Consider the following 26,676-nt stretch of genomic DNA (forward strand, 5'->3'; position numbering starts at 1 on the left):
TGCGCAAGACGGGCCGTCGTATAGGTGCACCCCAGTCAGCGCTCCCCATACAACTGATTGGACGTCCGCTTTAGGATGAGCAACTCAAATGCGTGGAGGGCAGCTTTGGGCCGACTGCTAAGGCAAGTCCCGGCCCTTTGCCAGCGAGCTGTCATTCAAAGAGCCTCATTGTCGTAGGTCCAACGCTTGGTTTCATTTGTAGAACCGACGTCGAGGGCGTAAAGCATCAAAACTACAAATCTAACCTCCATTCAACATTTGAAGCGGTAGCCGACCCCTGTTTCGGTTATCAGATGCTTGGGCATCGACGGCTGGGCCTCGATCTTCTTGCGCAGGTTGGCCATGTGTACGCGCACGTAGTGCATGTCCTCCAGGTGCCCAGGACCCCACACGGCCTTGAGGAGTTGGGCGTGGGTGATCACGCGGTCAGGCTGTGAGGCCAGGTGCGTCAGCAGCTTGTATTCGATGGGGGTGAGGCGAAGCTCCTGGCCCGCCCGCTCCACCACGCGGCGCACGAGGTCGATGCGGATGTCACCAAACGCGATCAGCGGCTCGCCAGCAGGCGTTTGCTGCTGGTGGCGGCGCAGTTGTGCACGCACGCGCGCAGTCAGTTCGCCCGAGCCGAAGGGCTTCACCAAGTAGTCATCGGCACCGGCGTCGAGCGCGGCGATCTTGCTCGCCTCGGCGCTGCGGGCCGAGAGCACGATCACCGGCATGGCCGACCACTGCCGCAGTTCGCGGATGAGGTCCACGCCGTCGCCGTCGGGCAGGCCCAGGTCGAGCACCACCAGGTCAGGGCGGCGCGTGCCGGCCTCGATGAGGCCACGCTGGTAGTTCTCGGCCTCGTACACCGTGTGGCCTTCGGCCTCCAGCGTGAGTCGCACGAAGCGACGGATATGAGCCTCGTCTTCGACGATCAGAATCTGGCTGCCGGGTGGGGTCATGGCACGGGTGGTTCCTCAGTGGCGGTGGTGGTTCCCAGGTCTGACGGCGGCGTGCCGCACGGCAGGGTGATGACGAAGCGCGCGCCTAGCACAACACCATCAGACTCACGATTGTGGCCTTCAATCGTGCCACCGTGGGCCGCCATGATGGCGCGGCAGATTGCCAGCCCCAAACCAACGCCTGGCAGGGCGCTCTCGCGCTGGCCACGTTCGAACTTCTCGAAGACACGCTCTTCGCGCCCCCGGGGCAGGCCGGGGCCGTGGTCGTCCAGCGTGAGCATCACGGCGTCGCTGCGCGAACGCGCAACTATGTGGATGGTGCTGCCGGCGGGGGTGTACTTGCTCGCGTTCTCCAGCAGGTTCACCAGCACGCGCTCGATCAGCACAGCGTCCAGGTGCAGCAGCGGGAGTCCGTCTGGCAGGTCCACGCGAATATCTCGCCCGGCGAGCAGGCTGTCGCAGGCCGCCAGCGCACTGCCCACCACCTCTTCCAGCGGTTGCCAGGCGCGGTTGAGCTGCACGGCGCCAGCCTGCAGGCGAGCCATGTCCAGAAGGTTGTTCACCAGCGCGCTCATGCGCTGGGCAGACTGCCGCATGGCGCTGGCCACCTCGCCCTGCGCCTCGCTCAAGCCGGGGGGAGTGAGCGCCAGCGCATCGGCCAAGCCCACCATTGATGTCAACGGCGTGCGCAGGTCGTGCGAGATAGCCGAGAGCAGCGAGTTGCGCAGGCGTTCGGATTCGATCTGCACCGTGCTGCTCTGCGCCACTTCGATGTAGTGAATGCGTTCCAGCGAAATCGCCAGCAGCGAGGCGCAGGTCTGCAGCAGGCGGCGCTGCTCCAGCCCCCAGAGTCTCTTCCCTGGTGGCTCAATCACGAGAACGCCGCGCACGCGCATCGGCGCTTTCAGCGGGAGTACCAAACAGGCGCTGGCGGGCAGGGAGTCGGTGCCACGTCCGGCTTCTTCGCCCCGGTCGAAGGCCCACTGGGCCACGGCGGTGTCCACTGGCGCAGTTGCGCCATCCACCGTCTGCAAACGGCCCTGTTCGTCGGCCACGAGCAGGGCCGATCGGGCGCCGAATTCGCCGGTGAGAAAGCGTGCTCCGATTTCGGCCACCTGCGAGTTCAACAACGCGGCGGACAGATCGCGCGACATGTCGTACAGACTGCGCACGCGGTGTTCGCGCTGTGTGGCCGCTTCGGCCTGCTGTTTCAGGCCTGCGGTGAGCTGCCCCACCACCAGCGCCACTGCCAACATCACGGCGAAGGTGACTAGGTATTGCACATCGCTCACAGCGAAGTTGAAGCGGGGTGGCACGAAAAAGAAATCGAACAGAGCCACGCCCAGGAAGGCGGCCAGCACCGCTGGCCCCCGCCCGAAGGCCAGGCTCACGCCCACCACGGACAGCAGGAAAAGCATGACGATGTTGCTGAGTTCCAGCACGTCGATCAGCGGCGTCGCCAGCAGGGCTGTGGCCACGGAGATGGCGCTCGCCCAAAGGTAGCCACGCCATTGCCCATCCGTGCGCTCGGCTAGCGCCGCAGCTGGCCGCGCTTCGGCTGTGGCGGGTTGTCCCACCTGTAACAGGTCGAGGTCGTCGGCTTGCGCGGCTATGCGGTCGGCCACGCTGCGCGGCCAGGGCCAGCGGCGCGAGCGGCGCCCGAGCACCAGCCGCACCAGGTTGTGTTCGCGCGCATATCGCACCAAGGCTGTGGCGGCGTCAGGGGCGGAGAGGGTGGCGGTGGTCGCTCCCAGAGATTCGGCCAGACGCAGCGTGTGCTGCGCGGCCTCACCCAGAGGACTCCCCGGCGTCTCCACATGCACCGCGTGCCAGGGAACGTCGAGCTGTGCCGCCATGCGCGCGGTGCTGCGCACCACCTTTTCGCCGTGGACGCCCGGCCCCACGGCGGCCAGCAGGGCCTCCCGGTTGGGCCACACCGGTTTGTCGGCACTGCCCTGGCGGTAGGCGCGCATTTCGTCGTCCACCCGGTCGGCGGTGCGGCGCAACGCCAGCTCGCGCAGCGCAAGCAGGTTGCCCTTGCGGAAAAAGTTGGCGGCCGCGCGCTCGGCACGGTTGTCGCCCTCGCGCGGCAGGTAGACCTTGCCGGCCTTCAGGCGCTCCAGCAGTTCGTCGGGCGGCAGATCAACCACCACCACCTCATCGGCTTCATCGAACAGGCGGTCGGGCACGGTCTCCCAGACGCGGATGCCGGTGATGCCGCTGACGATGTCGTTCAGGCTCTCCAGGTGCTGCACGTTCATCGTCGACCACACGTCGATGCCGGCGGCCAGCAGCTCTTCGGCGTCTTGCCAGCGCTTGGGGTGGCGCGAGCCGGCCACGTTGCTGTGGGCCAGCTCGTCGAGCAGCACCAGCGCCGCTTCATGCTGCGCCCCGAAGGCGAGCGCGGCGTCGATATCGAACTCGTGCAGCTGGTGGCCCCGGTAAGGCACGACCTTGAGGGGCAAACGCGGCAGATCGCGCGCCAGCGCTTCGGTGTCGGGTCGGCTGTGCGTTTCGACCACGCCGATGATCACCGGCGTGCCTTGCGCGTGGGCTGTGCGGGCGGCGGCAAGCATGGCGTAGGTCTTGCCCACACCGGCCGAGGCGCCAAAGAAGATCTTGAGGCAACCGCGTCGCGCACGCGCTTCCTCCTGCTGCACCCGGGCAAGCAGGGCGTCGGGGTCGGGGCGGGTTGGATCGGTCATGGCGGGTCGGTCACATCAGCGCAATGAGCGCCGGGTGTTGTCATTGTCACCGGGCCGGTGTTTGCTGCGCTGCGGGCGCTGCGCCCCGCGCACCACCAGCCACCAGGCCAAAAGCAGCGGTAGCACGATGGTCAACAGCGCCAAAAGCATCGCCCACACCTCGGACATACCAGTCCCACCGTCGCTCACGGCCTGGCCTGCGCGTCGAGCGCCAGGTTCAGCGCCAGTACGTTCACGCGTGCCTCACCCATGAAGCCGAGCCATGCGCCTTCGGTGTGCTGGTCCACCAGGGTGTTCACCTGCTCGGGCGCCAGGCTGCGCACACGTGCCACCCGCGTCACCTGGTAGCGCGCTGCAGCCAGGCTGATGTGCGGGTCCAGGCCACTGGCGGAGGCAGTGATCAGGTCCACAGGCACAGGCGCGGTGTTGCCCGGGTCGTCCGCGCGCAACGCCGCGATGCGCGCCTGCACGGCTTCAGCCAGCGCCGGGTGGCTGGGACCAAAGTTGGAGCCGCTCGAGGCGGCGGCGTTGTAGGCCATCGGCCCGGTCGCCGAGGGGCGGCTCCAGAAGTGGCCGGGCTGCGAGAACGGCTGACCGATGAGTTCGGACCCCACGGTCTTCCCGTCGCGCTGGACCAGGCTGCCGTTGGCTTGGTGCGCAAAGACCGCCTGCGCCACGCCGGTGACCAGCAGCGGGTACAGCAGGCCGGTGAGCAGGCTCAGCACGACGAACAGCACCAGGGCCGGGCGCAGTACCGGGCTCTTGTCGTCGGGTTCGCTGGGGTTGGTTTGAAGTGAGTGATTCATGTTCTTTCCTCGAAATAGTGTTCAGGCGAGGCCTGCCGCAGCGATCAACATGTCGATCGCCTTGATGCCGATGAAGGGCACGATCACGCCACCGAGCCCGTAAATGGCCAGGTTGCGGCGCAGCAGCACGGCGGCGCTGACGGCGCGGTAGCTCACGCCCCTGAGTGCCAGCGGGATCAGGAACACGATGATCAGCGCGTTGAAGATCACGGCGGACAGGATGGCCGAGTTGGGGCTGGCGAGATGCATCACGTTGAGTGCCGACAGCTGCGGGTAGGTGGCGACAAAAGCCGCTGGCACGATGGCGAAGTACTTGGCCACGTCGTTGGCGATGCTGAAGGTGGTGAGCGCGCCGCGCGTCATCAGCATTTGCTTGCCGGTCTCGACGATCTCGATCAGCTTGGTCGGGTTGCTGTCCAGATCGACCATGTTGCCCGCCTCCTTGGCGGCCTGGGTGCCGGTGTTCATGGCCACCGCCACGTCGGCCTGGGCCAGGGCGGGCGCGTCGTTGGTGCCGTCGCCCGTCATGGCCACCAGCCGGCCCTGCGCCTGGTGCTCACGGATCAGCTTGAGCTTGGCTTCTGGCGTGGCCTCGGCCAGGAAATCGTCCACCCCCGCCTCGGCGGCAATAGCCGCGGCGGTCAGGCGGTTGTCACCCGTCACCATCACGGTCTTGATGCCCATGCGGCGCAGCTCGGCAAACCGTTCCTTGATGCCGCCCTTGACGATGTCTTTCAGTTCGACCACGCCCAGCACCTTGATGCCGTCGGCCACCACCAGCGGCGTGCTGCCGCGACGCGCCACGTCGTCCACCGCAGTCTGCAGAGCCGCCGGGAAACTGCCGCCCAGCGATTCGACATGGCGGCGGATCGAATCGGCCGCGCCCTTGCGCACCGCGCGACCCTCGCCGTCCGGGCCCTGCAAGTCGACACCGCTCATGCGGGTCTGCGCGGTGAAGTGGACGAACGTGGCGCCCAGCGCCGCCACGTCACGCTCGCGCAGTTGAAACTTCTGTTTGGCCAGCACGACGATGCTGCGCCCTTCCGGTGTTTCGTCGGCCAGCGAGGCGAGCTGCGCGGCGTCAGCCAGGTCGGCCTCCTTCACACCAGGGGCCGGCAGGAAAGCGCTGGCCTGGCGGTTGCCCAAGGTGATGGTGCCGGTCTTGTCGAGCAGCAACACGTCCACGTCACCGGCGGCCTCCACGGCGCGGCCCGAGGTGGCGATGACGTTGGCCTGCATCAGCCGGCTCATGCCGGCCACGCCGATGGCGCTGAGCAGGCCGGCAATCGTGGTCGGGATCAGGCAGACCAGCAGGGCCACCAGCACCACCAAGCTCACCGGCTGGCCGGCGCCGCTGGCCAACACCCCAAACGACGAGAACGGCAGCAGCGTGACCACGACGCCGAGGAACACGATGGTCAGCGCCACCAGCAGGATGGTCAGCGCGATCTCGTTGGGTGTCTTCTGGCGTTTGGCGTTTTCGACCATCGCGATCATGCGGTCCACGAAGGTTTCGCCCGGGTTCACCGTGACGCGCACGATCACCCAGTCCGACAGCACGCGCGTGCCGCCGGTCACGGCCGAGAAGTCGCCGCCCGACTCGCGGATCACCGGTGCCGATTCACCGGTGATGGCGCTCTCGTCCACCGAGGCCACGCCGTCGATCACCTCGCCGTCGGCGGGCACGGTGTCGCCGGCCTCGATCAGCACCAGGTCGGTCTTGCGCAGGTTGTCGGCCTCCAGCGGATGCCACTGCATGGCGGTGCGCGGCGTGCCGCGCTCGTAGCTGGCTTCAAGCTTCTTGGCCCAGGTCTGTTTCTTGAGGCCGCGCAGGCTGGCGGCCTGCGCCTTGCTCCGGCCCTCGGCCATGGCTTCGGCGAAGTTGGCGAACAGCACCGTGAACCACAGCCACAGCGCCACCGCGATGGTGAAGCCCTCGGGCTGGGCGATGGCCAGCGCGGTGGTGAAGGCGCTGCCGACGTAGACCACGAACATCACCGGGTTGCGGCGCTGCACGCGGGGGTCGAGCTTGCGAAAAGCGTCGATCAGGGCCGGACGCATCAGCGCCGGATCAAACAGGGGAAGGTTTTGGCGACTCATATTCATCTCCCGACCGACAGCGTCAGGTGCTCGGCCACCGGGCCCAGCGCCAGCGCAGGCACATAGTTCAACAGACCGACCAGCAACACGGTGCCGACCAGCAGGGCCACGAACAGCGGGCCGTGGGTGGGCAGGGTGCCGTCGGTGGCGCTGGCGCGCTGCTTGGCGGCCAGCGAGCCGGCCATGGCCAGCACCGGCACGATCACGCCAAAGCGGCCGAACACCATCGCCAGACCGAGCAGCACGTTGTAGAACGGCGTGTTGGCCGACAGGCCGGCGTAGGCGCTGCCGTTGTTGTTGGCGGCCGAGGACAGTCCGTATAACACTTCGCTGAAGCCATGTGCGCCCGGGTTCAGGATGCCAGCGCGGCCGGCCTCGGCCATCACCGCCACGGCCGTGCCCACGAGAACCAGCAGGGGCGTGACCAGGATGGCGATGGCCACCAGCTTCATCTCGTGCGCCTCAATCTTCTTGCCCAGGTAGGCCGGTGTGCGCCCGATCATCAGGCCGGCAATGAACACCGCCATGATGGCGAACACCAGCATGCCGTAGAGGCCCGCACCGACGCCGCCGAAGACCACCTCGCCCAGTTGCATCAGCACCATTGGCACCATGCCACCCAGCGGCGTGAAGCTGTCGTGCATGGCGTTCACAGCCCCACAGCTGGCCGAGGTGGTGACCACCGCGAACAGGCTGGACGCGTTGATGCCGAAGCGCACCTCTTTGCCTTCCATGTTGCCGCCGGCCTGCAGGGCGCTGGTGGTCTGGTCGGCGCCGAGCGCGGCCAGCACCGGGTTGCCCTGCTGCTCGAAGCTGGTGGCGGCGAACACGAAGGCCACGAACATCAGCGTCATCGCGCTCAGCACGGTCCAGCCCTGTCGCTGGTCACTCACCATGCGGCCGAACACGAAACACAGCGCAGCCGGGATCAGGAAGATGCTGAGCATCTGCACGAAGTTGGACAGTGGTGTGGGGTTCTCGAACGGGTGCGCCGAGTTGGCGTTGAAGAAGCCGCCGCCATTGGTGCCCAGCATCTTGATGGCGAGCTGCGAGGCCACCGGCCCCATAGCCAGGGTCTGCGTGGCGCTGCTGTGCGTCTCGGTCTGCGTTGCCTGGCCTTCGGCCGCAGCCGTGCTGGTTGCCCAGCTCACGGTCTCCAGGGTCTTCACCTCGGTGGAGGGCGAGAGGTTCTGCACCACACCCTGGCCAGCGAAGAACAGCGCCAGGGCCAGCGACAACGGCAGCAACACCCACAGCGTGACGCGGGTGAGGTCCACCCACACGTTGCCGATGGCCCGGGCCGAGTGGCGCGAGAAGCCGCGCACCAGGGCGATCACCACCACGATGCCGGTGGCGGCCGAGAGGAAGTTTTGCACCGTCAGGCCCAGCATCTGCGTCAGGTAACTCATGGTGGTCTCGCCGCCATAGCCCTGCCAGTTGGTGTTGCTCATGAAGCTGATGGCGGTGTTGAAGGCCGAGTCGGACGTGACCGCGCCGAAAGCTTGCGGGTTCAGTGGCAACACATCCTGGAGGCGCTGCAGCGCGTACACCGCGAGCATGCCCAGGGCGTTGAACACCAGCAGGCCCAGCGCGTAGCGCAGCCAGCCGGATTCGCGCTCGGGCCGCACACCGGCCAGGCGCCACAGGGGCGTCTCGACACGCTGTCCCAGTGCGAAGCGCCCGGCCATCACGGCATCGATGGCGCGCGCCAGCGGCCAGGATAGGGCGAGCAGCAGGGCGAGGAAGACCGCGAGTTGCAGCCATGCCATGGTGTTCATGAGAAGTCCTCCGGCCGCAGCAGAACGGCCCCCAGGTAGATCAGAAGGCCGCCCGCGAGAAGGGCGGCCAGCAAGGTCCAGCTGTTCATGAGCGGCCCCCGCTTATGGGTTGCAAACGCCGGCAGAGAAGCGCCAGCCCCCAGATGGCACCGCCGCACGCGGCGGACAGGGCCAGGTAGAAAAAGTCCATGGAAACCTCCGTTCTAGACATGCCACCATGCTAGGAAGCGGGGTCTCAAGACGGGGGAAAGACTTGCGCGGCTCGTATCAAGAACGTATCAAGATAGCCAAACTTCACATCCCCGAGAACTGCACGGGTCGCTCCCGGTCAAGCGAACGGTTGCGGTGTGTCGAAAAATTCAGTTCTCGAACGCGCGTGGCCGCAAAAGCTTTGAACAGTCGGCCGCCCGGAAAACTGGCCAAGATCCAGGCCTGTGACTCTCCAAGGCTGGTTGCGGGTGTTCACGAGGGGCAGCCTTATGGTGGTCCGGTTCGGACCCAGTCCGCAGCCGTTCTTGGTTGACGACAACGTGCCCATAGCGGTTAGCCACCGCTTGAAAAAGCAGTCATTTGAACTGACGCATCAGGGTTTATCCTAATAAAGCAATCGTTTGCGCAATCGTTTGCGAGTATAGAATTCGCCTCGAAGGTGTCCAAGATGCATGCTGAATATTCTTTTTCGCCTTCATTGGGTCAAAGACCTGTTGGCAGTCAAAAATTTAAGGAGTTCCTCTCATGAAATTCACCCGTCGCGCTGTTCAAGCCACTATCGCTCTTGGTTTGCTGGGTGGCTTGTTTGCCACACCAGGCTTTGCCCAAGACAAACCCAAAGTCGCCCTGGTCATGAAGTCGTTGGCCAATGAGTTCTTTCAAACCATGGAGGCCGGTGCACAGGCGCACAACAAGGCGAACGCATCCGAGTACACCTTGGTCTCCAACGGCATCAAGAATGAGACTGACACGGCTGCCCAGATCCGGATGGTTGAGCAAATGATTGCGCAAAAAGCCAACGCCATCGTGATCGCACCGGCGGACTCCAAAGCCCTGGTGCCTGTGTTGAAGACGGCGATCGATAAAGGCATCCTGGTGGTCAATATCGATAACCAACTCGACCCGGCTGTCCAGAAGGAAAAAGGTATCCAGATTCCATTTGCAGGTCCAGACAACCGCACTGGCGCCAAGCTGGTGGGTGACTACCTGGCTAAGCAACTCAAGGCGGGCGACAAGGTAGGCATCCTGGAAGGCGTGTCAACCACCTTCAACGCCCAGCAACGCACCTTGGGCTTCAACGATGCCATGAAGGCCGCCAGTGTGTCGGTTGTTGGCGTGCAGTCTGGTGATTGGGAAATCAACAAAGGCAATACCGTTGCCTCCGGCATGCTGCGTGAACACCCCGATCTCAAAGCCTTGTTGGCCGGCAACGACAACATGGCCATCGGTGCCGTAGCTGCGGTCAAGGCCGCAGGTAAAACCGGTAAGGTGATGGTGGTGGGATACGACAACATTGATGCGGTGAAGCCGATGCTGAAAGATGGTCGCATGCTCGCCACCGCCGACCAATTTGGCGCGAAGCAGGCCGTGTTTGGTATTGAAATCGCTTTGAAAGCGCTGAAAGAGAAGAAAAAGCAATCTGAAATGCCAGCTGCCATCCAGACCGACGTGGTGTTGGTGACCAAAGACAGCAAGTAAATCGGTTTCTGATTCCTGGGAGTGCGGCGGGGGTTGTCGATTTGGAAGCAAACAGGCCCCCGCCTGGCACGCACTTGGCCGATAGTTGACAGGAATTCCACGTCGGCTATCCAGCACTTTGACACCTGAATGGACCCATGCCATGCCGTCTTCCTTTGACTCTGCTGCGCCAGTACTGACGGTCGAAGCCGTAGGTAAAACCTACATCACCCCGGTTTTGCAGGGCGTCAACCTGAATTTGCGTCCTGGGGAAGTGCTTGCCTTGACGGGTGAAAATGGCGCGGGCAAAAGCACGCTGGCGAAAATCATCTGTGGACTTGAGTCACCCAGCCAAGGGACGATGAACCTAGCCGGGAAGGTGTTTTTACCGAGCTCCCGGCGAAACGCCGAGAGCTTTGGCGTGCGGATGGTCATGCAGGAACTCAGCCTGATACCAACCTTGACCGTCGCCGAAAATTTACTGTTGGTGGAAATCCCGAACCGTGGAAAGTGGCAAGCCAACTGGATTGACCGCGACCAGCTCAATGCTTTGGCCTCGCAAAAACTTGCCAAAGTAGGTATGCAGGCCATCAATCCAGAATCCCTCGTGTCCCAGTTGGGAATTGGTCAGCAGCAAATGGTTGAAATTGCCCGCAACCTGCAGGACGACACCCGGGTGTTGATACTGGATGAGCCAACCGCGATGCTCACACCGAGCGAAACCAGCCACCTGTTTGAGCAGATTGCCCGGCTCAAATCGCAAGGGGTGGCGATCATTTATGTGTCGCATCGGCTGGAGGAGCTGAAGGCCATTGCCGATACGTTGGCGGTTCTGCGCGACGGTCATTTGGTCAAGGTTTGTCCCGTCGACAGTGTCACGGAAGATGACATCATCCAGTTGATGGTGGGACATTCTGTTTCACAAGATCTGGAGCGACCGCGTCGGCCACGCGGTCACCTGTTGCTCAGTGCCAAAGACATCGGCAGGGGCCGCTTGGTCAAGCACATCAGCCTTGATCTCTACGCCGGAGAGGTGTTCGGTCTGGCGGGACTCGTGGGTAGCGGGCGCACCGAAGTCGTTCGGTTGCTGTTTGGTGCCGATGAGAACGAACGCGGTGAGATCACTGTTTTTGAGAATTCACCTGGGCAACCGATTCGAACCAAGGTCAAAAAATGGGCCTCGCCGTTGGCAGCCATTGCAGCAGGCATTGGCCTCGTCACGGAAGACAGAAAGTCCCAGGGCTTGCTGCTTACCCAGCCCATCCGCATCAACACGACCTTGAGTGACGTTGGCGCTGTCTCCAAAGCGGGTTGGTTGCAACGGGCGCGCGAGACCAAGATCGTCAAAGAATTGATACAACGCCTGTCCCTGCGGTGCAACTCCATGGAACAAAACGTGGGCACGCTCAGTGGTGGGAATCAGCAGAAAGTCATTGTGTCGCGCTGGTTGCACAGGAACTGCGACATCCTCTTGCTCGATGAACCCACACGTGGCGTCGATGTCGGGGCAAGAGCAGAAATCTATTCTGAACTGGAGCAGATGGCGCAGTCAGGCAAAGCCTTGCTGATGGTGTCCAGCGACCTGCGCGAGCTGATGCAAATGGCTGACCGGATCGGCGTCATGAGCAACGGGCAGTTGGTCACCATTTTTGACCGTGGACAGTGGACTGAAAAGTCACTGTTGGCAGCGGCATTCAACGATGCCCACCATTCAACAGAGCCTTTGGCTGCTTGAGTTCGCGGGCTCTTTTCTGTCATTTTTTTATTGATCGCCACCATGACTATCTCACTAAAGCAAGGAGCCACAGGCTCTGCACGCGGGCAATTGGCAACCTACCTGGGACTTGCTGCCGTTTTGCTGGGTATGGTTATTTTCTTCGGCAGCCTGAGTGAATATTTCTTCAGCGTTGCCACATTCCTGGCGATCGCCAACGAAATTCCAGCGTTGCTGGTGATGTCGGTCGGCATGACGTTTGTCCTCATCATTGCCGGAATCGACCTGTCCGTCGGTTCGGTGCTGGCGTTGTCGGCAGCCGCAGCGGCAAACGCGATTTTGCAGTGGCACTGGGGTAGCGTACCTGCTGCACTTCTGGGGCTTGCGGTCGGCTTGGCCTGCGGCGCTTTCACCGGCTGGGTCTCGGTGGCCTGGCGACTCCCGTCCTTCATCGTGTCCCTGGGCATGTTGGAGGCGGTGCGCGGTGGTGCTTATGTCTTGACGGACTCAAGAACGCAGTATGTGGGCGACGCGATGGCCGGTCTGGCAACGCCGTGGCTGGCGGGCATTTCTACCGCTTTCTTTATCGCGGTAGCGCTGGTTTTCGTCGCTCAAATTGTGCTGACGAAAACTGTTTTTGGGCGCTATGTGGTGGGCATAGGCACCAACGAAGAAGCGATGCGCCTGGCAGGCATCAACACCAGCCCGATTCGTATCGCTGTGTTTGCGTGTACTGGTTTACTGGCTGGTCTGGCTGGTTTAATGCAATCCGCCCGGCTGGAAGCGGCAGATCCCAACTCGGGCACCGGTATCGAATTGCAGGTGATTGCGGCCGTGGTGATTGGCGGCACCAGCCTGATGGGCGGGCGTGGCTCGGTGATCAACACCTTGTTTGGTGTCTTGATCATCGCTGTGCTTGAGGCTGGTTTGGCACAGATCGGCGTGAGTGACCCCAGCAAACGCATCATCACCGGGTGTGTCATTGTGATTGCGGTCATCATTGACACGCTGCGCCAAAAACGCGGCGCTGCAGTCTAAGATACCTATTTTTTAGCAAATGGCTTCGATAAAAGACGTGGCTTTGAAGGCCAATGTGTCCACCACCACGGTCTCGCACGTGGTGAACAGCACGCGATTTGTGAGCGACAAGGTACGCCATGCAGTGGAATTGGCCATCCGGGAGTTGAACTATGTGCCCAGTGCTGTGGCGCGCAGCCTCAAAAGCAACTCAACCAAAACCATTGGGATGTTGATTCCCAATTGTTCCAACCCGTACTTCGCAGAAATCGTCCGCAGCGTGGAGGACCATTGTTTTGGTGCGGGCTACGCGCTCATTTTGTGCAACACCGACGATGACCCGCACCGGCAAGCCGCCTACCTGCAGGTCATTTCCGAGAAGCGCATTGATGGCGCGATCATCATCTCGACCGGTGACGATGAGGATTTGCTGCGGTTACTGGAAGGCTTGCCCATCCCCACGGTGCTGCTTGACCGCGAGATCAAGGAAGTCAATTGCGACCTGGTGGAAACAGCGCATTGGCAGGGTGCCCTGATGGCAACCGAACACCTCATTGAACTGGGTCACCACCAGATAGCCTGCCTGGCTGGCCCCGCCAACCTCAACTCAAGCGCCCAGCGGGTAGAGGGCTGGCGTGCGGCGTTGGCCAAGAGCGGCCTGACCGACGAAGCGTCCCACTTGCTGTGGCAAAGCGACTTCACAAGTCGAGGTGGATTCACGACCATGCAGACCATCCTGCGTTCACCCCAGGTTCCCACAGCCGTTTTTGTCTGCAACGACCTGATGTGCATTGGTGCGCTGAGTGCCGCCCATCAAGCAGGGGTCCGGGTGCCCCAGGACATCTCGCTGATCGGGTTTGATGACATTGAACTGGCAGGGTTTGCCAGCCCGCCCTTAACCACCATTGCGCAGCCCAAGCACCGTATTGGTGTTGCCGCTGTTGACATGGTGTTGGAACGTATTCAAGGGGGCCGGGTGGAAGCACGACAGGTGATCCTTCAGCCTGAATTGATGGTCAGAAATTCAACGGCAAGACTCAATCCCCAAAATTGACCCAACAGGTAAAAGCAATGCCCCCCGCCATGACACAAATAACTCCCAAAATTGTTTGCCTCGGCAGTCTGAACATGGACCTGGTGATCCGGGTGCCGCGAGCGCCCGCTGAAGGCGAGACCGTTCAAGGCGACTCCATCCGGTATGTGCCGGGTGGCAAGGGCGCCAATCAGGCCGTCAGTTGTGCCCGCCAGGGCGCCAGGGTCACCATGATGGGCCGGGTTGGCCCAGACCATCATGGTGAGGTCCTTTGTGAGGCGCTCAAACAAGACGGGATTTTGATCCGCGGCGTGACGGTTGATCCGGATGAATCGACCGGTGTTGCCCTGGTGATGGTGGAAGAAGGCGGACTCAACCGCATCGTGGTGATTGCCGGTGCCAACGGCAAGCTCAGTCTTGACGAATCACAACTTGTTCAGGAACTGAGCGATGCGCAGTTTCTGGTCATGCAGTTTGAAGTGCCGATGCCGCAGGTGGTGCAGGCTGCCACCGTGGCGCGCCGCCTGGGATGCAAGGTGGTTCTGAACCCGTCGCCTGCAAAGCCTTTGCCTGAAGAACTGTGGCCGCTGGTGGATGTCATGGTCGTGAATGAAACCGAGGCGCGGTTCCTGACCGGTTTGTCGCCAGACACCGAACCGCAGGTCGCAGCGGCGGTGGGGCGGCAGTTGATGGCCAAAGGTGTGGCACAAGTGGTTGTCACGCTGGGTGCTCTGGGGGCCGTGGCCACAGACGCGGGTGGCAGCACCTACCATCCAGCGCCTCAGGTCAACGTTGTCGACACCACGGCGGCAGGCGATACATTTTTGGGTGTCGTCACTGTGGGTTTGGCCCGCGGTCAGAGTTTGAGCGCCAGTGTTGACATGGGTATCCGTGCGTCGACACTGTGCATTCAGACCATGGGTGCCCAGCCGTCGATACCCACGCTCGCACAAACCCTGCAAAACACATCTGTTCCGTCCTGGATAACGCTATGAAACGCCATCTTTTACTCCATGCAGAGCTCTCGCATGTGATCGCCACCATGGGTCATGGCGACATGTTGGTTCTTGGTGACGCCGGTCTTCCGATTCCGGTGGGGCCCAACGCGCCCCAGCGTATTGACCTGGCCGTGTGCCCGGGTACGCCTGGGCTGGAAGACGTGCTGCGGGCCGTGTTGTCTGAACTGCAGGTTCAAAGCACCGTGATTGCGACAGAGGCATTGGATGTCGGCTGTGCGCCAGCTTGGTACACGAACCAGTTGAGTTTGACGCCCAAAACGGTCAGCCATGAGGAGTTCAAAAAGGTATGTGGTACCGCACGCGCCATGGTGCGAACGGGTGAGTGCACACCTTACGCGAACATCATTTTGGTGTCTGGTGTGACGTTCTAATGCCTTGAATGCGTATACCTGGGCCGTAGCCTGCCGGGCCGATCATGCGCGTCTCGGTGGGCGAGATGCCAAGGCACGCAGCCAGTTCCTCGCTGGTGGCGGCGCTTCCCATGCGTGCGCACGCTGCTGGCGTGCGCGCGGGTCAAGATCGCATCGGCGCGGCCGCTATCATCTCGGCCGTGCTTCAGTACTACATGAATTTCATGCCCCGCAGCGGCTCACGCGACGTGGACAGCTTTCTGCTCGCCGCCGCCTCAGTTGGCGCGTTGTGCAAGAAAAATGCGTCAATTTCCGGCGCCGAAGTCGGCCGCCAGGTTGAGGTCGGATCGGCCTGCGCGATGGCTTCAGTCAAGGCGACCAACGCCGCACAACTCACGCTGCGTGGTGATGGTGCGCACGCCATCTCACTCGGCCAGGTGATCCCTACGGTGAACGACACTGGCCGTGACGTGCTGGACAAATACAAGGAAACCTCCCGCGGCGGTCTCGCCGCCAGCCTCCCCGAGTTTTGAGAACGCCACCCTCGCGCCCCGTGCAGCCCCGCCCGGGCACCCCTTCATACCAACAAAATTACCCACAAAGAGATTAACTCATGAAAAACACGAACCCTACGGCTCTGCAGCGACTGATGCGCCTGAGCCTCATTGCCCAGATCACGATCGGCCTGGTCCTGGGCGTCGCCCTGGCCCTGATCGCGCCCGGTGCGACCCCATCCGTCGCGATACTGGGCGACCTCTTCATCTCCAGCCTGAAGGCGGTCGCGCCAGTCCTGGTGTTCATCCTGGTGATGGCCGCCATCTCCAGTCACGAACATGGTCAGCCGACCCATATTCGCCCGATCTTGATGTTGTATGTTGTTGGCACGTTGGCCGCTGCCGCGGTGGCCGTCATCGCCAGCTTCAGCTTTCCAACCACGCTGGTCCTGAGCGCGCCGCCGGCCGCTGGCTCACCACCGAGTGGCATCGTGGTCGTGCTCAAGAACCTGTTGCTGAGCATATTTACCAGTCCGGTCAAAGCCCTGCTGGAAGGCAACTTCATCGGTATCCTGGCGTGGGCGGTCGCCATGGGCATGGCGCTGCGCCACGCCAGTGCTGCCACGCGGACGATGCTCAACGACCTGGCCGACGCGGTGACCGGCATCGTGCAGACGGTCATCCGTTTGGCGCCGCTGGGTATCTTTGGTCTGGTCGCTGGCACGCTGGGTGAATCGGGTTTTGGCGCCTTGCTGGGCTACGCCCATCTGCTGCTGGTCCTCGTCGGTTGCATGCTTTTTGTTGCGCTGGTGATCAACCCGATGATCGTGTTCTGGAAGATTCGCAGCAATCCTTACCCGCTGGTGTTCACCTGCCTGCGTGAGAGCGGCGTGACCGCCTTCTTTACCCGCAGCTCGGCAGCCAATATCCCGATCAACCTCGCACTGTGCAAGCGCATGGGCCTGCACGAGGACACCTATTCGATCACCATTCCGCTGGGCGCCACGATCAACATGGCTGGCGCGGCCATCACGATCTCGGCGATGGCCCTGGCCACCACACACACACTGGGCATTCATGTCGATGTACCGACCGCGCTGCTGCTGTGCGTCGTGTCCTCGTTCGCCGCCGCCGGCGTGTCAGGGGTGGCGGGCGGCTCGCTGCTGCTGATCCCGATGGCCACGTCGCTGTTCGGCATTTCGAACGATGTGGCCATGCAGGTGGTGGCGATCGGCTTTGTCATCAGCGTGATACAGGACTCGACCGAGACCGCCCTGAACTCCTCCACCGATGTGCTGCTCACCGCTGCCGGCTGTGCAGCTGAAACGGGCGAACCGCTGCAACTGGCGAGCACAAGTCAATCGCACGGTTGAGTTGCCGTGCGGTGAGCGATTGATCGGGCGACGTCCGGGCGGGCGTCAGCGCAAGACCGTCGAGCTCATGGCGCAGCGGTCCTTGCCTTGTTCCACGCGCACCTTCATGCGTTGACTGTCGATGTCGGTGACTTCGATAAGATCACTTCATTGGCACGCAATCCGGTGCCGTAGGCAAGCGTCACGATCGCCGGACTACGCACCTGAATTTTGGGCGGAATGACTGAAACGGAGATTGCAGTTCGGCGAAAGACTGTTATGGAGCAGCCACCCCAAATACCCGCTTCTGGTCGTCACATATCTGCCACGGTCTCCAAGTGTTCACCCGAAACTTGACGTTGGGAGCCTGGATCAAATCGGGCAACCATACAGCTGCCGGTCGTCGGTGCGAGCAACGTGCCCACAGCGGTCAGCCACCGTTCGAGGAAGCAGTCATTCAAACTCGCCCATGGGAATCAATAAAGACTCGAAATTAGACGTCGGTTATGAAGCGACTTTGAACTCGAAATTCAACCAGTCATACGGAAGCGCTCGCACTTTGGTAGTAAATTCAATCGCTTGAATTTACTTCATAAATGAACTATTTCAACATTAGTCCATTTGTTACGAAGATATTCCGCAACAACACGCCGATGGCAGTGGTGAGGTTTGTCTTCGCTGCAAAGTAAGCAACTGCCATCAAGTTGATGGGGATCAATGTCCTCAATGCGACGCTTGGTCATTAGATCAAGAAACTTATTCTCGTATACGTTCCATGCGCCACCATTCTTTTTGTACTCATCCAAAATATCTTTAGTCGGTGCCAGTTTTGAAGCATGTTCGTAGCCAAGACCGCATATCTGTTTAGTAAAATATCTCAAATCGTCTCTTTTTGCAAAGCCAGCAAGCTGAGAAATATTGTTCAGACGTACATCAACTAGCTTCTTTGCCCCCGATTCAGTCAAACGTGTGAAAAAGCCCTCCGCTGAAGTTTTTGTGAATCCAATCGTGTAAATTTTCACTCGTCGTCCTCTTCGTTGTATGCGACTTCAGCGCTTTTCACCGGCTTTCCGCGACTTACTTTTCTATCATACGCAATGCGATCGCCTTGCATATCGTAGGCATCGTTGACGGTGAGTTCCTCAGATCGAAACATGTCAGCCTCGCTAAGTCCCATTTTTGCAATCAATCTTCTGACCGCATCACAGTGCAATTCGGTTGAACCATCCTGCAAAATATGTATGACTTTTTCGCCACGATTTGACAGTTCTCTGGAAACGAGGATGGTCCGATGGCAATCCAGCGGATCTTTCTCAGAGCACATGAGGGCTATTCTGTGTGTGTCCGAGCCTTCAATAATTCGGTCAATGCCCGATTGAAAAATCGGCGTCTTTGCGAGCAACTTATAACTGACCTTGTCATTAATGTAGCAACTCTCATCGTCGCTTCTTGCACCAAGTTCCTTGCCAAGAAATACATATCGAATTCCATTCGCCTTCAACGAACCACGGAGTTCTTCCCGATTGAATTGAGGATTGAACCGACTGTACGGTGCAGACCGTACGTCAGCAATTGCCGTTACACCCTGCTTTTTAAGTAATTCAGTCAACTTTTCGATTGTTTGGGTCGAATGCCCGACGGTGTATATCTCAGTTACCATGAATTTGAGCGCATCTTTGTTGAGTAATATGGGATGCAATCACCCTGAAAGCAAACCCATGGTAGACCTCGACCAAGCTGACACAAAGCGCAGCATCTCCGATAGGGTACTTTTCGTCGCCCCGGAGCAAATACGCTTCTTCAATTTCAGTATCTGTTACCGACATTGGATAAGGATTTCCACTCAAGGTGAAGCGACCGCGCACACATCGTCGTCCTTGAAGGAACCGGCGGCCACGACAGGCAGCAATCCTCAAACCTATCTGGGTGATCCCCGCCAGGCCGGCAGCCCAAATGCTCCACTGCAAATGCTCACAACGTGTACGCGCTGCTTCAGCTTGCGCGTCATGTTCGTCTACTCTTGAAACAATTTTTTTGACATCAACGCAAAAGTGATTTTCATCTTTGAGTTTTGTTATCGACCCCGCGACAGACAGCGTTTTCCAATACAAAAGTAGCGATGTTGCTGACATCCGCCAAATCTAACTGCACCAACGTGTCATTCGGAACCGGGGTTTCACTTGCAATGGCCACGATCCCGGGCCACTGCGGCCACAACATCGGCTGGCCCTGGCTCTGGCGCCAGACCTCCAGCTTCGGAAAGTCACCGCCCTTGAAACCTTCGATCAGCACCAGGTCACAGTGTTGCAGGCGGTCGAGCAAGTCATCGAGCGGCGGCTCGGGTGCGCCACGCAGTTCATGCATCAAGGCCCAGCGCTCATTGCCAAGCAATAACACTTCCTGGCAGCCCGCCTCGCGTAAACGGTACGAGTCTTTGCCGGGGTGGTCGATGTCGATGTTTTTGTGGCTGTGTTTGATCAGCGACACCACCAGGCCACGCCCGGCAATCTCCGGCACCAGCCGTTCCAGCAAGGTGGTTTTTCCCATACCGGAATGTCCGGCAATACCAAAGATCTTCATGTGTCTTATTCTTTCTTCAGGGGGTGGGGCAAGGTCGCACGGCTTGGCGCTGCAGTTCAGACCACAGAGACTGCAGGTGACCTATCTCCTCGGGCAGACGCTGCTCAAATTCACGTAGCAGCCGCGCCACGGTGGTCTGTGCACCCTCGGCGGCGGCGGTCTCCAGCGCAGCCGCCACCTCGGCCAGGGCGCTCAAGCCCAGCGTGGCGGCCGAGCTTTTGATGCGATGGGCGGCGCGCTCTACCCGCTGCAAATCGCCAGCCTGGTTGTCTCGCTGGGCTTGCGCCAGACTGGTTGGCACCGTATCCACAAACAAACGGACGATCTGCTCCGTCATGGAGACGCCCAGTTGCGCCGCATGTTCAGCCAGCAGCGAAGTGTCCAGTGCTGGCTGGGCAGGGTTGTTCGGGTTGGCGCCTTCGCGGGCTTGATCTGCGGGGCTGACTGGACTAGTCTCGGTGCGTAGCACGGCGCGAATCGTCGCCTCCAGACGGTCCGGACGATAAGGTTTGCCCAGAAAGGCGTTGGCGCCCGCAGCCAGGCAGTCCTGAATCGCATCCTGGGTAACCAGGGCCGACACCACCACCACCGGCAGGTGTGAAATCAAGGGGTCCGGGTTGGAGCGGATGCGCCGGATGGTCTCCAGGCCGCCAAGGCCGGGCATATTCAGATCTAGCAGAATGAGGTCGAAGCGTCGGTCGGCCAGTAATGCCAGTACCGCATGACCGGATGTCACGGCGCTGACCCGGTGGCCGACCTTTTCCAGCAAGCCACAAGCCACCAAGCGGTTGATCTCATCGTCCTCCGCCACCAGCAAGTCCAAGCCAGGCGATGATGCATCGCGGTCCTCAAACGCAGCCTCGGCACTCAACCGTGCCAGTACAAGTGGCACCTGAAACCAGAACCTGCTGCCTTGGCCCACCTGGCTGTCCAGGCCTATCTCGCCGCCCAAGGCGGTAACGAGTTTGTGGCAGATGGCCAGCCCCAGGCCGGTGCCGCCATAACGCCGGGCCACCGAGGTGTCGGCCTGCACAAAGGCGCTAAACAAATGGCGCTGGCCACTTACCGAAATGCCAATGCCGCTGTCGCTCACCACAAAACGCAGCCATGGGCCCTGGCACAGCGCCTGCACGCCGATGCTGCCATGTTCGGTGAACTTGACCGCGTTGTTGACCAGGTTCAGCAGGATCTGGCGCAGTTTGTTGAAGTCGCCCCGTACCTGGACGGCAGGGGCCAGGTCCAACTCGGCCGTCAGGGCCAAGCCTTTTTGCGAGGCCGAGGGCACCATCAACGTCATGACGTCGGCCAGCAGCGCTTCCACGCTGAAGTCGATGTTCTCCACCTCCAGCACCCCGGCTTCGATCTTTGAGTAATCCAGAATGTCGGCAATCAGTGAGGACAGGATCTCGCCGGAAGTGGCGATGGTGTTGACATACCCGCTTTGCCGCGCGTTCAACGGGGTATCGCGCAACAGCGAGGTCATGCCGACGATGCCGTTGATCGGGGTGCGGATTTCGTGGCTCATCGAGGCCAGAAACGCCGACTTGGTGCGGTTGGCCTGCTCGGCCTGCTCCAACGCCTGTTTGTAATCGGTGATGTTGTTGAAGATCAGCACCGTGCCAGCGAACTTCTCGCTGACATCCAGCATGGTCTGGGTTTTGACATCAAAACAGCGGGGCCCGCGCGCCGTGTCCAACACATGTTCACCGTCGCCCTTGGCAAGCGCTGGCAGCACCGCATCGAGCAACGGCAATTGGTTGTGGCTGTAGTAGCCAGCGCCAGGAACCTCCGAGCCACCAAACAGTTCGGCGGCGGCCTGATTGGTGTTGTCGATGTGCCCGGCCATGTCGAGCAGCACCACCGGGTCTTTGAGACTCTCGAAAATGGTCAGGTACTTGTTTTTTTCGTGGGTCAGCGCCCGGTTGATCTCGCGCGCCTCCAGCACCAGCTCACTTTCGTTCTGGGCCGCCCATTCGCTGCAAAAGCCAATCTCCACCCGGTCAAAGAAGCGGTAGACAAACTCCCGGTAACGTGCCGTCTGCGCGGTGGGCCAGGCACCCAGCTCCAGCAGATCCAGGTAAGACTGGCGGTAATACTTCATCAACCCCAGGAATAGACCCAAGGTGATGCCGCGCGAGCGATGCCGTCGTGCGGCGGCGATGCCGTAAGCGGTGATGGCGTCTTCGGCATCGTCACCGGCCACCAGTTGCGGCGGCTCGTCGTACGCGGCCAAGGCCTGGATCAGGGGTGCCGACATGCCACAAACGGACGCCCGCCAAGCCTCAGCTAGCGTCGATGTGTACGGCGTGTAGCCGTAGAGCTTGGCATAGTGGATCGTTCGATCCACCAGCCAGTCTTCGCGTTGGGCAATCAAGTCACTCAACTCTTGCATGTCACTCCTGAACCAAACGCCTTGGGGCGAAAATCCGCAGCCCAAGGCCAGAACACCTCGCTCAGGCCGCGGCCTTGGGGGCAACAAACACGCCGGGCTTCGGTGCCGCACCGGTGTATTTCTCGACATTGCCCACCGCGGTGTGACCGCAATTGCCTTGCGCCAGTTTGGAGGAGCCCATATCGACTGTCAACACATTGACGTCGCCGTAACGGTCCAGACTACCGGGCTTGCCGGGCTCCACCGGGTCGTACCAGCCGCCTTCACTGACCCGGATTACCCCAGGTCGGATGGCTTCGGTGACATTGGCTCCAGCCAGGATCTGGCCGCGGTCATTAAACACCCGGACCACATCCCCGGTCTTGATACCACGGGCCTTGGCATCCGCCGTGTTGATGAAACACGGCTCCCGCCCGGCAATCGCGTAAGTATCCCGCATCACGGTGCCGCACAGTTGGGAGTGCAGTCGGCCTTTGGAGTGGCTGGAGGCAATGTGCAGCGGGTACTTGGTTTTGGGTCCACCGAGGCGTTCGACCGGTTCCATCCAAGTCGGGTGCGCGGGGCAATCGTCGTAGGCCATCTTCTCGATGTTCTTTGAGTAGATTTCGATCTTTCCGCTGGGGGTTCCTAGCGGATTGAGCAACGGATCTTCGCGGAACTTGCCGTGGCGCACAAAGGCTTTGGCAGCCGCGGAAATCGGAAACTCGACGACTCCGGCACCGTTCCAGAAGGTGTCAAAGGCCGGCATGTCGATTTTCTTGGTCTTGGCTTGTGACAGGGCCGCGTCGTAGAACGAGCGGATCCATTCCATTTCGGACTTGCCCTCGGTGAACTCCTTTTCCTTACCCAAACGTTTGGCGATGGCGGCAAAAATGTCGTAATCGTTGCGGGCCTCGAACATCGGTTCAATCACTTTTTTCATCGCCATGATGGCACGCATCGAGTAGTCACCCACATGTTCGATGTCGTTGCGTTCATAGGCGGTGGTGACCGGCAGGACGATGTCGGCGTGGCGGGCGCTGGCGGTCCACTGGAAATCCTGGACGATGAAGGTGTCGAGCTTCTGGAAGGCCTTGACCATGCGGTTACGGTCCTGATGGTGACCAAAGGGGTTGCCACCCACCCAGTAGGCCATCTTGACGTCGGGGTAGTTGGCGCGTTTGCCATTGAAGTCAAACGGTTTGCCCGGATTAAGCAACATGTCGACGACCCGCGCCACCGGAATCGAGGCCGCGCCTGCGGTCGACAACCAGGCCGCCCCGGCCACCGCCTTGCCACCGTCGGTGATGCCGGGCATGACCGGGCTGTCGGCGCTGGGGGCGCCACCGTTGGCGTAGTGGTAACTCAGGCCAAAACCACCACCAGGCAGGCCGATCTGACCCAGCATCGAGGCCAGTGTCACCAGCATCCAGTGGGCTTGTTCACCATGGTGTTGACGTTGGATGGACCAGCCGCTGGCCAGCATGGTGCGGTTCTTGGCAAAGCGCCGGGCCAGTTCCTTGAGGGTGGCTGCCGGGATGCCACAAATGGCCGAAGCCCATTCGGCGGTCTTCGGTGTCTTGTCGGTTTCGCCCATCAGGTAGGGCAGGAACTTGTCGAAACCGGTGGTGTAGGTCGACAGGAACTTGGTGTCGTGCAACTTTTCTGCCACCAGGGTGTGGGCAATGCCCAGCATCATGGCCACATCGGTCTGCGGCTTGGGAGCCAGCCATTCGGCCTTGAGGTAGCTGCAGGTTTCGGTTTTTTCCGGGTCAATACAGATGACCTTCTTGCCCGAATCTTTCAGTGCCTTCAGGCCGGCATAACCATCGTGGTCGGCAATCGTCCAGGCGATCTGGTTGGTCAGCATTGGGTTGGCGCCCCAGAACACCACCAGTTCGGACTTTTCGACCACCACCGGCCACACCGTTTGTTGTTCGTAGACTTCAAGGGAACCCACCACATGCGGCATGATGACCTGCGCGGCACTGGTCGAGTAGTCCCCCGTGTGGTTCACGAAGCCGCCCTTGAGGTTCATCATCCGGCTCAACAAGGTCCGGCAGTTGTGCAGCTTGCCAGGGCTCTTCCAGCCGTAGGAGCCGGCAAAGGTGGCAGCCGGGCCGTAGGTCTTTTCAACCCGGGTCAGCTCTTTGACCACCAGGTCGAGGGCCTGATCCCAGCTGACGCGCACAAAGTCGCCGTTGCCGCGATTGGCGTTGTCTGTGCCAGGGCCTTTTTCAAGGTAGGAGCGCCGCACCATCGGGTATTTGATCCGGCTGGCCGAATAGATGGAGTCAATCACGCCTTTGAGCTGCGGGCTGGGAAACGGATCTTTTTCCCACGGGGTGAAACCGACCACGCGACCACCTTCGACCTTGGCACGAAACGCGCCCCAATGTGAGCCGGTCAGGACGCTGCCCGACGGCGGCACCGCGGCGGCGGCACCAAATGACAACAGCGAGGTGCCCACCATGCCCATGGCACCGGCGGCACTGGTGGCCTCCAGAAAATGGCGGCGCGACAGCTGAGACGAGACGGGGGTAAGGGTTGAGTCTGACATTTTGAATTCCTTCTGTGCGAATGATTTCCTGCGAACCGCCAGAGGTCATCTCAAACCACAACAGGGGCGGCGTCCTGCTGTAATCAGTCTAGGCAACCCGTGTGAACAACGATGGCGCTTGAAGTGATCCAGGCGCAAACCGGATGTGAACACGGTGTAACAACAGCCGCCTCATGGCCTGTTGTCACATACCTTTGAGGTAAGCCAGATCCTGCTGGAGCACCACCAGCAGCACACAGGCCAACCCGGCATGGAATCCGAGGTCATCCTGCTCTGTCACACGGCGGCTGAATTCGGGCACCCAGCTCAGGAGTTGCTGCTGCAGAAAGTCGGCTTGTTCGGCGCTCAGAGGCGCCAGCGGGGCATTCGTCGGGTCGACGACTTCGGCCAGCCGCAAAGCCAGTTGCGCCATCACCTCCAGTTGAATGGACAGGTGATCGGCCGGCTCACAAATCGTGTCCTGGACCCGCAGGCGGTGCTGGCGCAGGACTCGCTCCATGGACAGCGTTGCCTGCTGGCATAGCACACCCCGCTCACCGCTGTACAGGGACCGGTAGGGTGGGGCGCCATGTCGGCCCCCAACACCGTCAAACAACCGGGCATGTGCCGCGCCCAACGCCGCAGCTACCTGGGAGGAAGTCCCACCACGCAGCACGTCTTGCATGGCCTGGACACCCACTGCAGCCTCCGGGGTCAACGCCAGGGAGGTCAGTAAGCACTGGCCGCCGCCCTGCTGCAGGTCAATCACCTCGGCGGGCGTCGGTGGGGCATAAAAGGCTCGGGCAAACCAGCGGTACAAGGCCGCCCGATCAGCTGCGACCTGGCTCAGTGAGGTTTCAGTCATGGTGAGCACCTCCAGTGTCCTTGGCGTGGAACTGCAGGTATTTCTGGAGAAAGCGGTATTCCTCATCGTCCAGGGAGATAAAACGCTTCATGGCATTGAGGCCGCCAATGACCTGGTTGGCCAGGGCGTGGTCGGTGGGCGGCAGGCTGTGACAGGTGCCGCAGCTGCTGCGATACATCTCCGAGCCATATGCCCACAATGCGGCTTGATCGCGGCTGAGGTCGGTCCGGGCGACCCAGGCCTGCAGCGAGACCTTGGACCACACCAAACCGGTGTCGGGGTCTTCGACCGGCGCTTCACTGAGCACTTTGGCCATCAAGCCCTCGCCGAGGGCGGCGTTCAGGATGCGCTGGCCCTTGAGGGCGTAGATCACCCGTTCGGCACCCTGCTGTTGCCAGCCGTCGAGCTTGATCAACACCCAGTCGCCTTGTTTGTCCACCACGGTCGCTTCGGAGGCGGCCAGCAGTTTGCCGTCGCCCGTGGCATCGGGCGCCAGATTGGCGACGTCCAGAAATAATGCACCGGTGCGGAAGGAATACACCTTGTCACCCTGGCTGAGCTTGCTGTTGGCGGCAGCGGTGGTGGTGATGTCCTTGAGCATCGAGCGGTAACCCTGGCTCAGGTCCGGCATCTTGTGGGCGATGCCCTTGTGGCAGGCGATGCAGGTTTCCCCGGTGGCCATGCCTTGTTGCATCCGCTTGGCTTCTTCGGGCTTCTTCATCTTGTGGAAGTCCATGGCGTCGTCGGTGTGGCAGTTTCGACACTCGCGGGAGTTGTTGGCTGTCATGTCATCCCAGACCCGGCGGGCCATGGTCAGGCGATGGGCCTCGAATTTCTCGGGTGTGTCGATCGTTCCGACCAAGGCGTGATAGAGCTCGGTACTGGCGGCGAGTTTGGCCACCAGCTTCGGGATCAAGGGTTGGGGAACATGGCAGTCCGGGCAACTAGCGCGTACGCCAGAGGCGTTCTTGTAGTGCACCGATGTGGTGTATTCCTTGTAGACCGTGTCGCGCATCTGGTGGCAGGAGATACAGAACGCCTCGGTGTTGGTCAAATCCAGCGCGGTATGAAAACCACCCCAAGCCAGAATGCCGGTCAGGCCGCTGCCGACCAGCAGCAACGCCAGGCCGTAACGGGGCCGGATCGATTTGAGCCACTGCCAGATTGTCTTGATCATCAATGTCACCTGTTTCCAACGTTGGAGTGGCAAAGGTCTCGCCACCTGTTGCCAACGGTATGGCCACGGTGTGAATGCCGTTCGCCGCCGATTTGAACGCCTTGCCCGAAGATGTAAATGGCGTGTGAACAAGCGACTATGATGACCGGTCCTCCTACCCGGAC

Annotated in this window: 22 protein-coding genes and 1 pseudogene; 8 read left to right on the forward strand and 15 right to left on the reverse strand. The window is 61.1% G+C overall.

All coding sequences use genetic code 11. The annotated features are described in order from the left end of the window. Positions 1–251 precede the first annotated feature (251 nt). Genes kdpE through LHU53_RS00635 form a run of 7 tightly spaced genes read right to left on the reverse strand, consistent with a single transcriptional unit; the run spans position 252 to position 8,422 of the window. On the reverse strand, positions 252–944 hold the full coding sequence (kdpE, locus tag LHU53_RS00605) for a two-component system response regulator KdpE (RefSeq protein WP_227330135.1): 693 nt from the start codon (positions 942–944) through the stop codon (positions 252–254). Beyond that, positions 941–3,649 (reverse strand): DUF4118 domain-containing protein, encoded by a 2,709-nt coding sequence (locus tag LHU53_RS00610; protein ID WP_227330136.1) that lies wholly within the window; start codon positions 3,647–3,649, stop codon positions 941–943. The genes kdpE and LHU53_RS00610 overlap by 4 nt, the downstream gene beginning before the upstream one ends. Positions 3,650–3,664: 15 nt before the next feature. Continuing rightward, positions 3,665–3,817: a hypothetical protein gene (locus tag LHU53_RS00615; RefSeq protein ID WP_227330137.1), complete on the reverse strand. Its 153-nt coding sequence runs from the start codon at positions 3,815–3,817 to the stop codon at positions 3,665–3,667. 17 nt (positions 3,818–3,834) lie between these two features. Beyond that, positions 3,835–4,455 (reverse strand): potassium-transporting ATPase subunit KdpC, encoded by a 621-nt coding sequence (gene kdpC / locus LHU53_RS00620; protein ID WP_227330138.1) that lies wholly within the window; start codon positions 4,453–4,455, stop codon positions 3,835–3,837. 21 nt (positions 4,456–4,476) lie between these two features. Next, on the reverse strand, positions 4,477–6,555 hold the full coding sequence (gene kdpB / locus LHU53_RS00625) for a potassium-transporting ATPase subunit KdpB (protein WP_227330139.1): 2,079 nt from the start codon (positions 6,553–6,555) through the stop codon (positions 4,477–4,479). 2 nt (positions 6,556–6,557) lie between these two features. Further along, positions 6,558–8,333, reverse strand: a complete 1,776-nt coding sequence (gene kdpA, locus LHU53_RS00630) for a potassium-transporting ATPase subunit KdpA (protein ID WP_227330140.1) — start codon at positions 8,331–8,333, stop codon at positions 6,558–6,560. After that, a complete protein-coding gene (locus LHU53_RS00635) occupies positions 8,330–8,422 on the reverse strand; it encodes a potassium-transporting ATPase subunit F (protein ID WP_227330141.1) in 93 nt (30 codons plus the stop codon). Before LHU53_RS00635 ends, kdpA begins: the two co-directional genes overlap by 4 nt. Before the next feature lie 646 nt (positions 8,423–9,068). On the opposite strand from LHU53_RS00635, the gene LHU53_RS00640 reads away from it, so the two are divergent. The 8 genes and pseudogenes from LHU53_RS00640 (at position 9,069) to sstT (ending at position 17,001) form a co-directional block, all read left to right on the forward strand. Further along, positions 9,069–10,022 (forward strand): sugar ABC transporter substrate-binding protein, encoded by a 954-nt coding sequence (locus tag LHU53_RS00640; RefSeq protein ID WP_227330142.1) that lies wholly within the window; start codon positions 9,069–9,071, stop codon positions 10,020–10,022. Positions 10,023–10,164: 142 nt separating this feature from the next. Beyond that, positions 10,165–11,736, forward strand: a complete 1,572-nt coding sequence (locus LHU53_RS00645; RefSeq protein WP_227330143.1) for a sugar ABC transporter ATP-binding protein — start codon at positions 10,165–10,167, stop codon at positions 11,734–11,736. 42 nt (positions 11,737–11,778) lie between these two features. Further along, entirely contained in the window at positions 11,779–12,753 is a 975-nt protein-coding gene (locus LHU53_RS00650; RefSeq protein ID WP_227330144.1) for an ABC transporter permease, read from the forward strand. Positions 12,754–12,772: 19 nt separating this feature from the next. After that, the gene (locus LHU53_RS00655; protein WP_227330145.1) at positions 12,773–13,786 is read left to right on the forward strand and encodes a LacI family DNA-binding transcriptional regulator; all 1,014 of its coding nucleotides are present in this window, start codon (positions 12,773–12,775) and stop codon (positions 13,784–13,786) included. A 29-nt stretch (positions 13,787–13,815) separates the two neighbouring features. Further along, positions 13,816–14,760, forward strand: a complete 945-nt coding sequence (gene rbsK, locus LHU53_RS00660; RefSeq protein WP_227330146.1) for a ribokinase — start codon at positions 13,816–13,818, stop codon at positions 14,758–14,760. Further along, positions 14,757–15,155, forward strand: a complete 399-nt coding sequence (gene rbsD / locus LHU53_RS00665; protein ID WP_227330147.1) for a D-ribose pyranase — start codon at positions 14,757–14,759, stop codon at positions 15,153–15,155. Before rbsK ends, rbsD begins: the two co-directional genes overlap by 4 nt. A gap of 155 nt (positions 15,156–15,310) precedes the next feature. Further along, a pseudogene (locus LHU53_RS00670) lies at positions 15,311–15,667 on the forward strand (L-serine ammonia-lyase, iron-sulfur-dependent, subunit beta); the annotation flags it as partial. Positions 15,668–15,747: 80 nt separating this feature from the next. Beyond that, positions 15,748–17,001, forward strand: coding sequence for a serine/threonine transporter SstT (sstT, locus tag LHU53_RS00675; protein WP_227330148.1), 1,254 nt, complete (start codon positions 15,748–15,750; stop codon positions 16,999–17,001). 569 nt (positions 17,002–17,570) lie between these two features. On the opposite strand, the gene LHU53_RS00685 is transcribed toward sstT, so the two are convergent. The 8 genes from LHU53_RS00685 to LHU53_RS00720 form a co-directional block, all read right to left on the reverse strand. Next, a complete protein-coding gene (locus tag LHU53_RS00685) occupies positions 17,571–18,002 on the reverse strand; it encodes a DUF488 domain-containing protein (RefSeq protein WP_227330149.1) in 432 nt (143 codons plus the stop codon). After that, a complete protein-coding gene (locus LHU53_RS00690; protein ID WP_255631618.1) occupies positions 17,999–18,589 on the reverse strand; it encodes a DUF488 family protein in 591 nt (196 codons plus the stop codon). The genes LHU53_RS00685 and LHU53_RS00690 overlap by 4 nt, the downstream gene beginning before the upstream one ends. Positions 18,590–18,629: 40 nt before the next feature. Then, on the reverse strand, positions 18,630–19,112 hold the full coding sequence (locus tag LHU53_RS00695) for a hypothetical protein (protein WP_227330351.1): 483 nt from the start codon (positions 19,110–19,112) through the stop codon (positions 18,630–18,632). After that, positions 19,039–19,560, reverse strand: coding sequence for a molybdopterin-guanine dinucleotide biosynthesis protein B (mobB, locus tag LHU53_RS00700; RefSeq protein WP_227330150.1), 522 nt, complete (start codon positions 19,558–19,560; stop codon positions 19,039–19,041). The genes LHU53_RS00695 and mobB overlap by 74 nt, the downstream gene beginning before the upstream one ends. Before the next feature lie 16 nt (positions 19,561–19,576). Then, positions 19,577–21,952, reverse strand: a complete 2,376-nt coding sequence (locus tag LHU53_RS00705) for a PAS domain-containing hybrid sensor histidine kinase/response regulator (protein WP_227330151.1) — start codon at positions 21,950–21,952, stop codon at positions 19,577–19,579. Positions 21,953–22,013: 61 nt separating this feature from the next. Further along, positions 22,014–24,491, reverse strand: a complete 2,478-nt coding sequence (gene torA, locus LHU53_RS00710) for a trimethylamine-N-oxide reductase TorA (RefSeq protein WP_227330152.1) — start codon at positions 24,489–24,491, stop codon at positions 22,014–22,016. Positions 24,492–24,675: 184 nt separating this feature from the next. Next, the gene (locus tag LHU53_RS00715; protein WP_227330153.1) at positions 24,676–25,335 is read right to left on the reverse strand and encodes a molecular chaperone; all 660 of its coding nucleotides are present in this window, start codon (positions 25,333–25,335) and stop codon (positions 24,676–24,678) included. After that, a complete protein-coding gene (locus LHU53_RS00720) occupies positions 25,328–26,512 on the reverse strand; it encodes a NapC/NirT family cytochrome c (protein WP_227330154.1) in 1,185 nt (394 codons plus the stop codon). The genes LHU53_RS00715 and LHU53_RS00720 overlap by 8 nt, the downstream gene beginning before the upstream one ends. Positions 26,513–26,676: the final 164 nt, after the last annotated feature.

The sequence above is a fragment of the Rhodoferax sp. U2-2l genome (assembly GCF_020594515.1).
Classification (GTDB): domain Bacteria; phylum Pseudomonadota; class Gammaproteobacteria; order Burkholderiales; family Burkholderiaceae_C; genus Rhodoferax.

Bases quoted from the DNA above. Each gene is read 5' to 3' on its own strand.
- LHU53_RS00645 (WP_227330143.1), top strand. From the start codon at position 10,165: ATGCCGTCTTCCTTTGACTCTGCTGCGCCAGTACTGACGGTCGAAGCC.
- LHU53_RS00635 (WP_227330141.1), bottom strand. From the start codon at position 8,422: ATGAACAGCTGGACCTTGCTGGCCGCCCTTCTCGCGGGCGGCCTTCTG.
- mobB (WP_227330150.1), bottom strand. From the start codon at position 19,560: ATGAAGATCTTTGGTATTGCCGGACATTCCGGTATGGGAAAAACCACC.
- LHU53_RS00615 (WP_227330137.1), bottom strand. From the start codon at position 3,817: ATGTCCGAGGTGTGGGCGATGCTTTTGGCGCTGTTGACCATCGTGCTA.
- kdpC (WP_227330138.1), bottom strand. From the start codon at position 4,455: ATGAATCACTCACTTCAAACCAACCCCAGCGAACCCGACGACAAGAGC.
- kdpB (WP_227330139.1), bottom strand. From the start codon at position 6,555: ATGAGTCGCCAAAACCTTCCCCTGTTTGATCCGGCGCTGATGCGTCCG.
- LHU53_RS00650 (WP_227330144.1), top strand. From the start codon at position 11,779: ATGACTATCTCACTAAAGCAAGGAGCCACAGGCTCTGCACGCGGGCAA.
- kdpE (WP_227330135.1), bottom strand. From the start codon at position 944: ATGACCCCACCCGGCAGCCAGATTCTGATCGTCGAAGACGAGGCTCAT.
- LHU53_RS00695 (WP_227330351.1), bottom strand. From the start codon at position 19,112: ATGTCAGCAACATCGCTACTTTTGTATTGGAAAACGCTGTCTGTCGCG.
- sstT (WP_227330148.1), top strand. From the start codon at position 15,748: ATGAAAAACACGAACCCTACGGCTCTGCAGCGACTGATGCGCCTGAGC.
- rbsD (WP_227330147.1), top strand. From the start codon at position 14,757: ATGAAACGCCATCTTTTACTCCATGCAGAGCTCTCGCATGTGATCGCC.
- torA (WP_227330152.1), bottom strand. From the start codon at position 24,491: ATGTCAGACTCAACCCTTACCCCCGTCTCGTCTCAGCTGTCGCGCCGC.
- LHU53_RS00655 (WP_227330145.1), top strand. From the start codon at position 12,773: ATGGCTTCGATAAAAGACGTGGCTTTGAAGGCCAATGTGTCCACCACC.
- kdpA (WP_227330140.1), bottom strand. From the start codon at position 8,333: ATGAACACCATGGCATGGCTGCAACTCGCGGTCTTCCTCGCCCTGCTG.
- LHU53_RS00715 (WP_227330153.1), bottom strand. From the start codon at position 25,335: ATGACTGAAACCTCACTGAGCCAGGTCGCAGCTGATCGGGCGGCCTTG.
- LHU53_RS00705 (WP_227330151.1), bottom strand. From the start codon at position 21,952: ATGCAAGAGTTGAGTGACTTGATTGCCCAACGCGAAGACTGGCTGGTG.
- LHU53_RS00640 (WP_227330142.1), top strand. From the start codon at position 9,069: ATGAAATTCACCCGTCGCGCTGTTCAAGCCACTATCGCTCTTGGTTTG.
- LHU53_RS00610 (WP_227330136.1), bottom strand. From the start codon at position 3,649: ATGACCGATCCAACCCGCCCCGACCCCGACGCCCTGCTTGCCCGGGTG.
- rbsK (WP_227330146.1), top strand. From the start codon at position 13,816: ATGACACAAATAACTCCCAAAATTGTTTGCCTCGGCAGTCTGAACATG.
- LHU53_RS00720 (WP_227330154.1), bottom strand. From the start codon at position 26,512: ATGATCAAGACAATCTGGCAGTGGCTCAAATCGATCCGGCCCCGTTAC.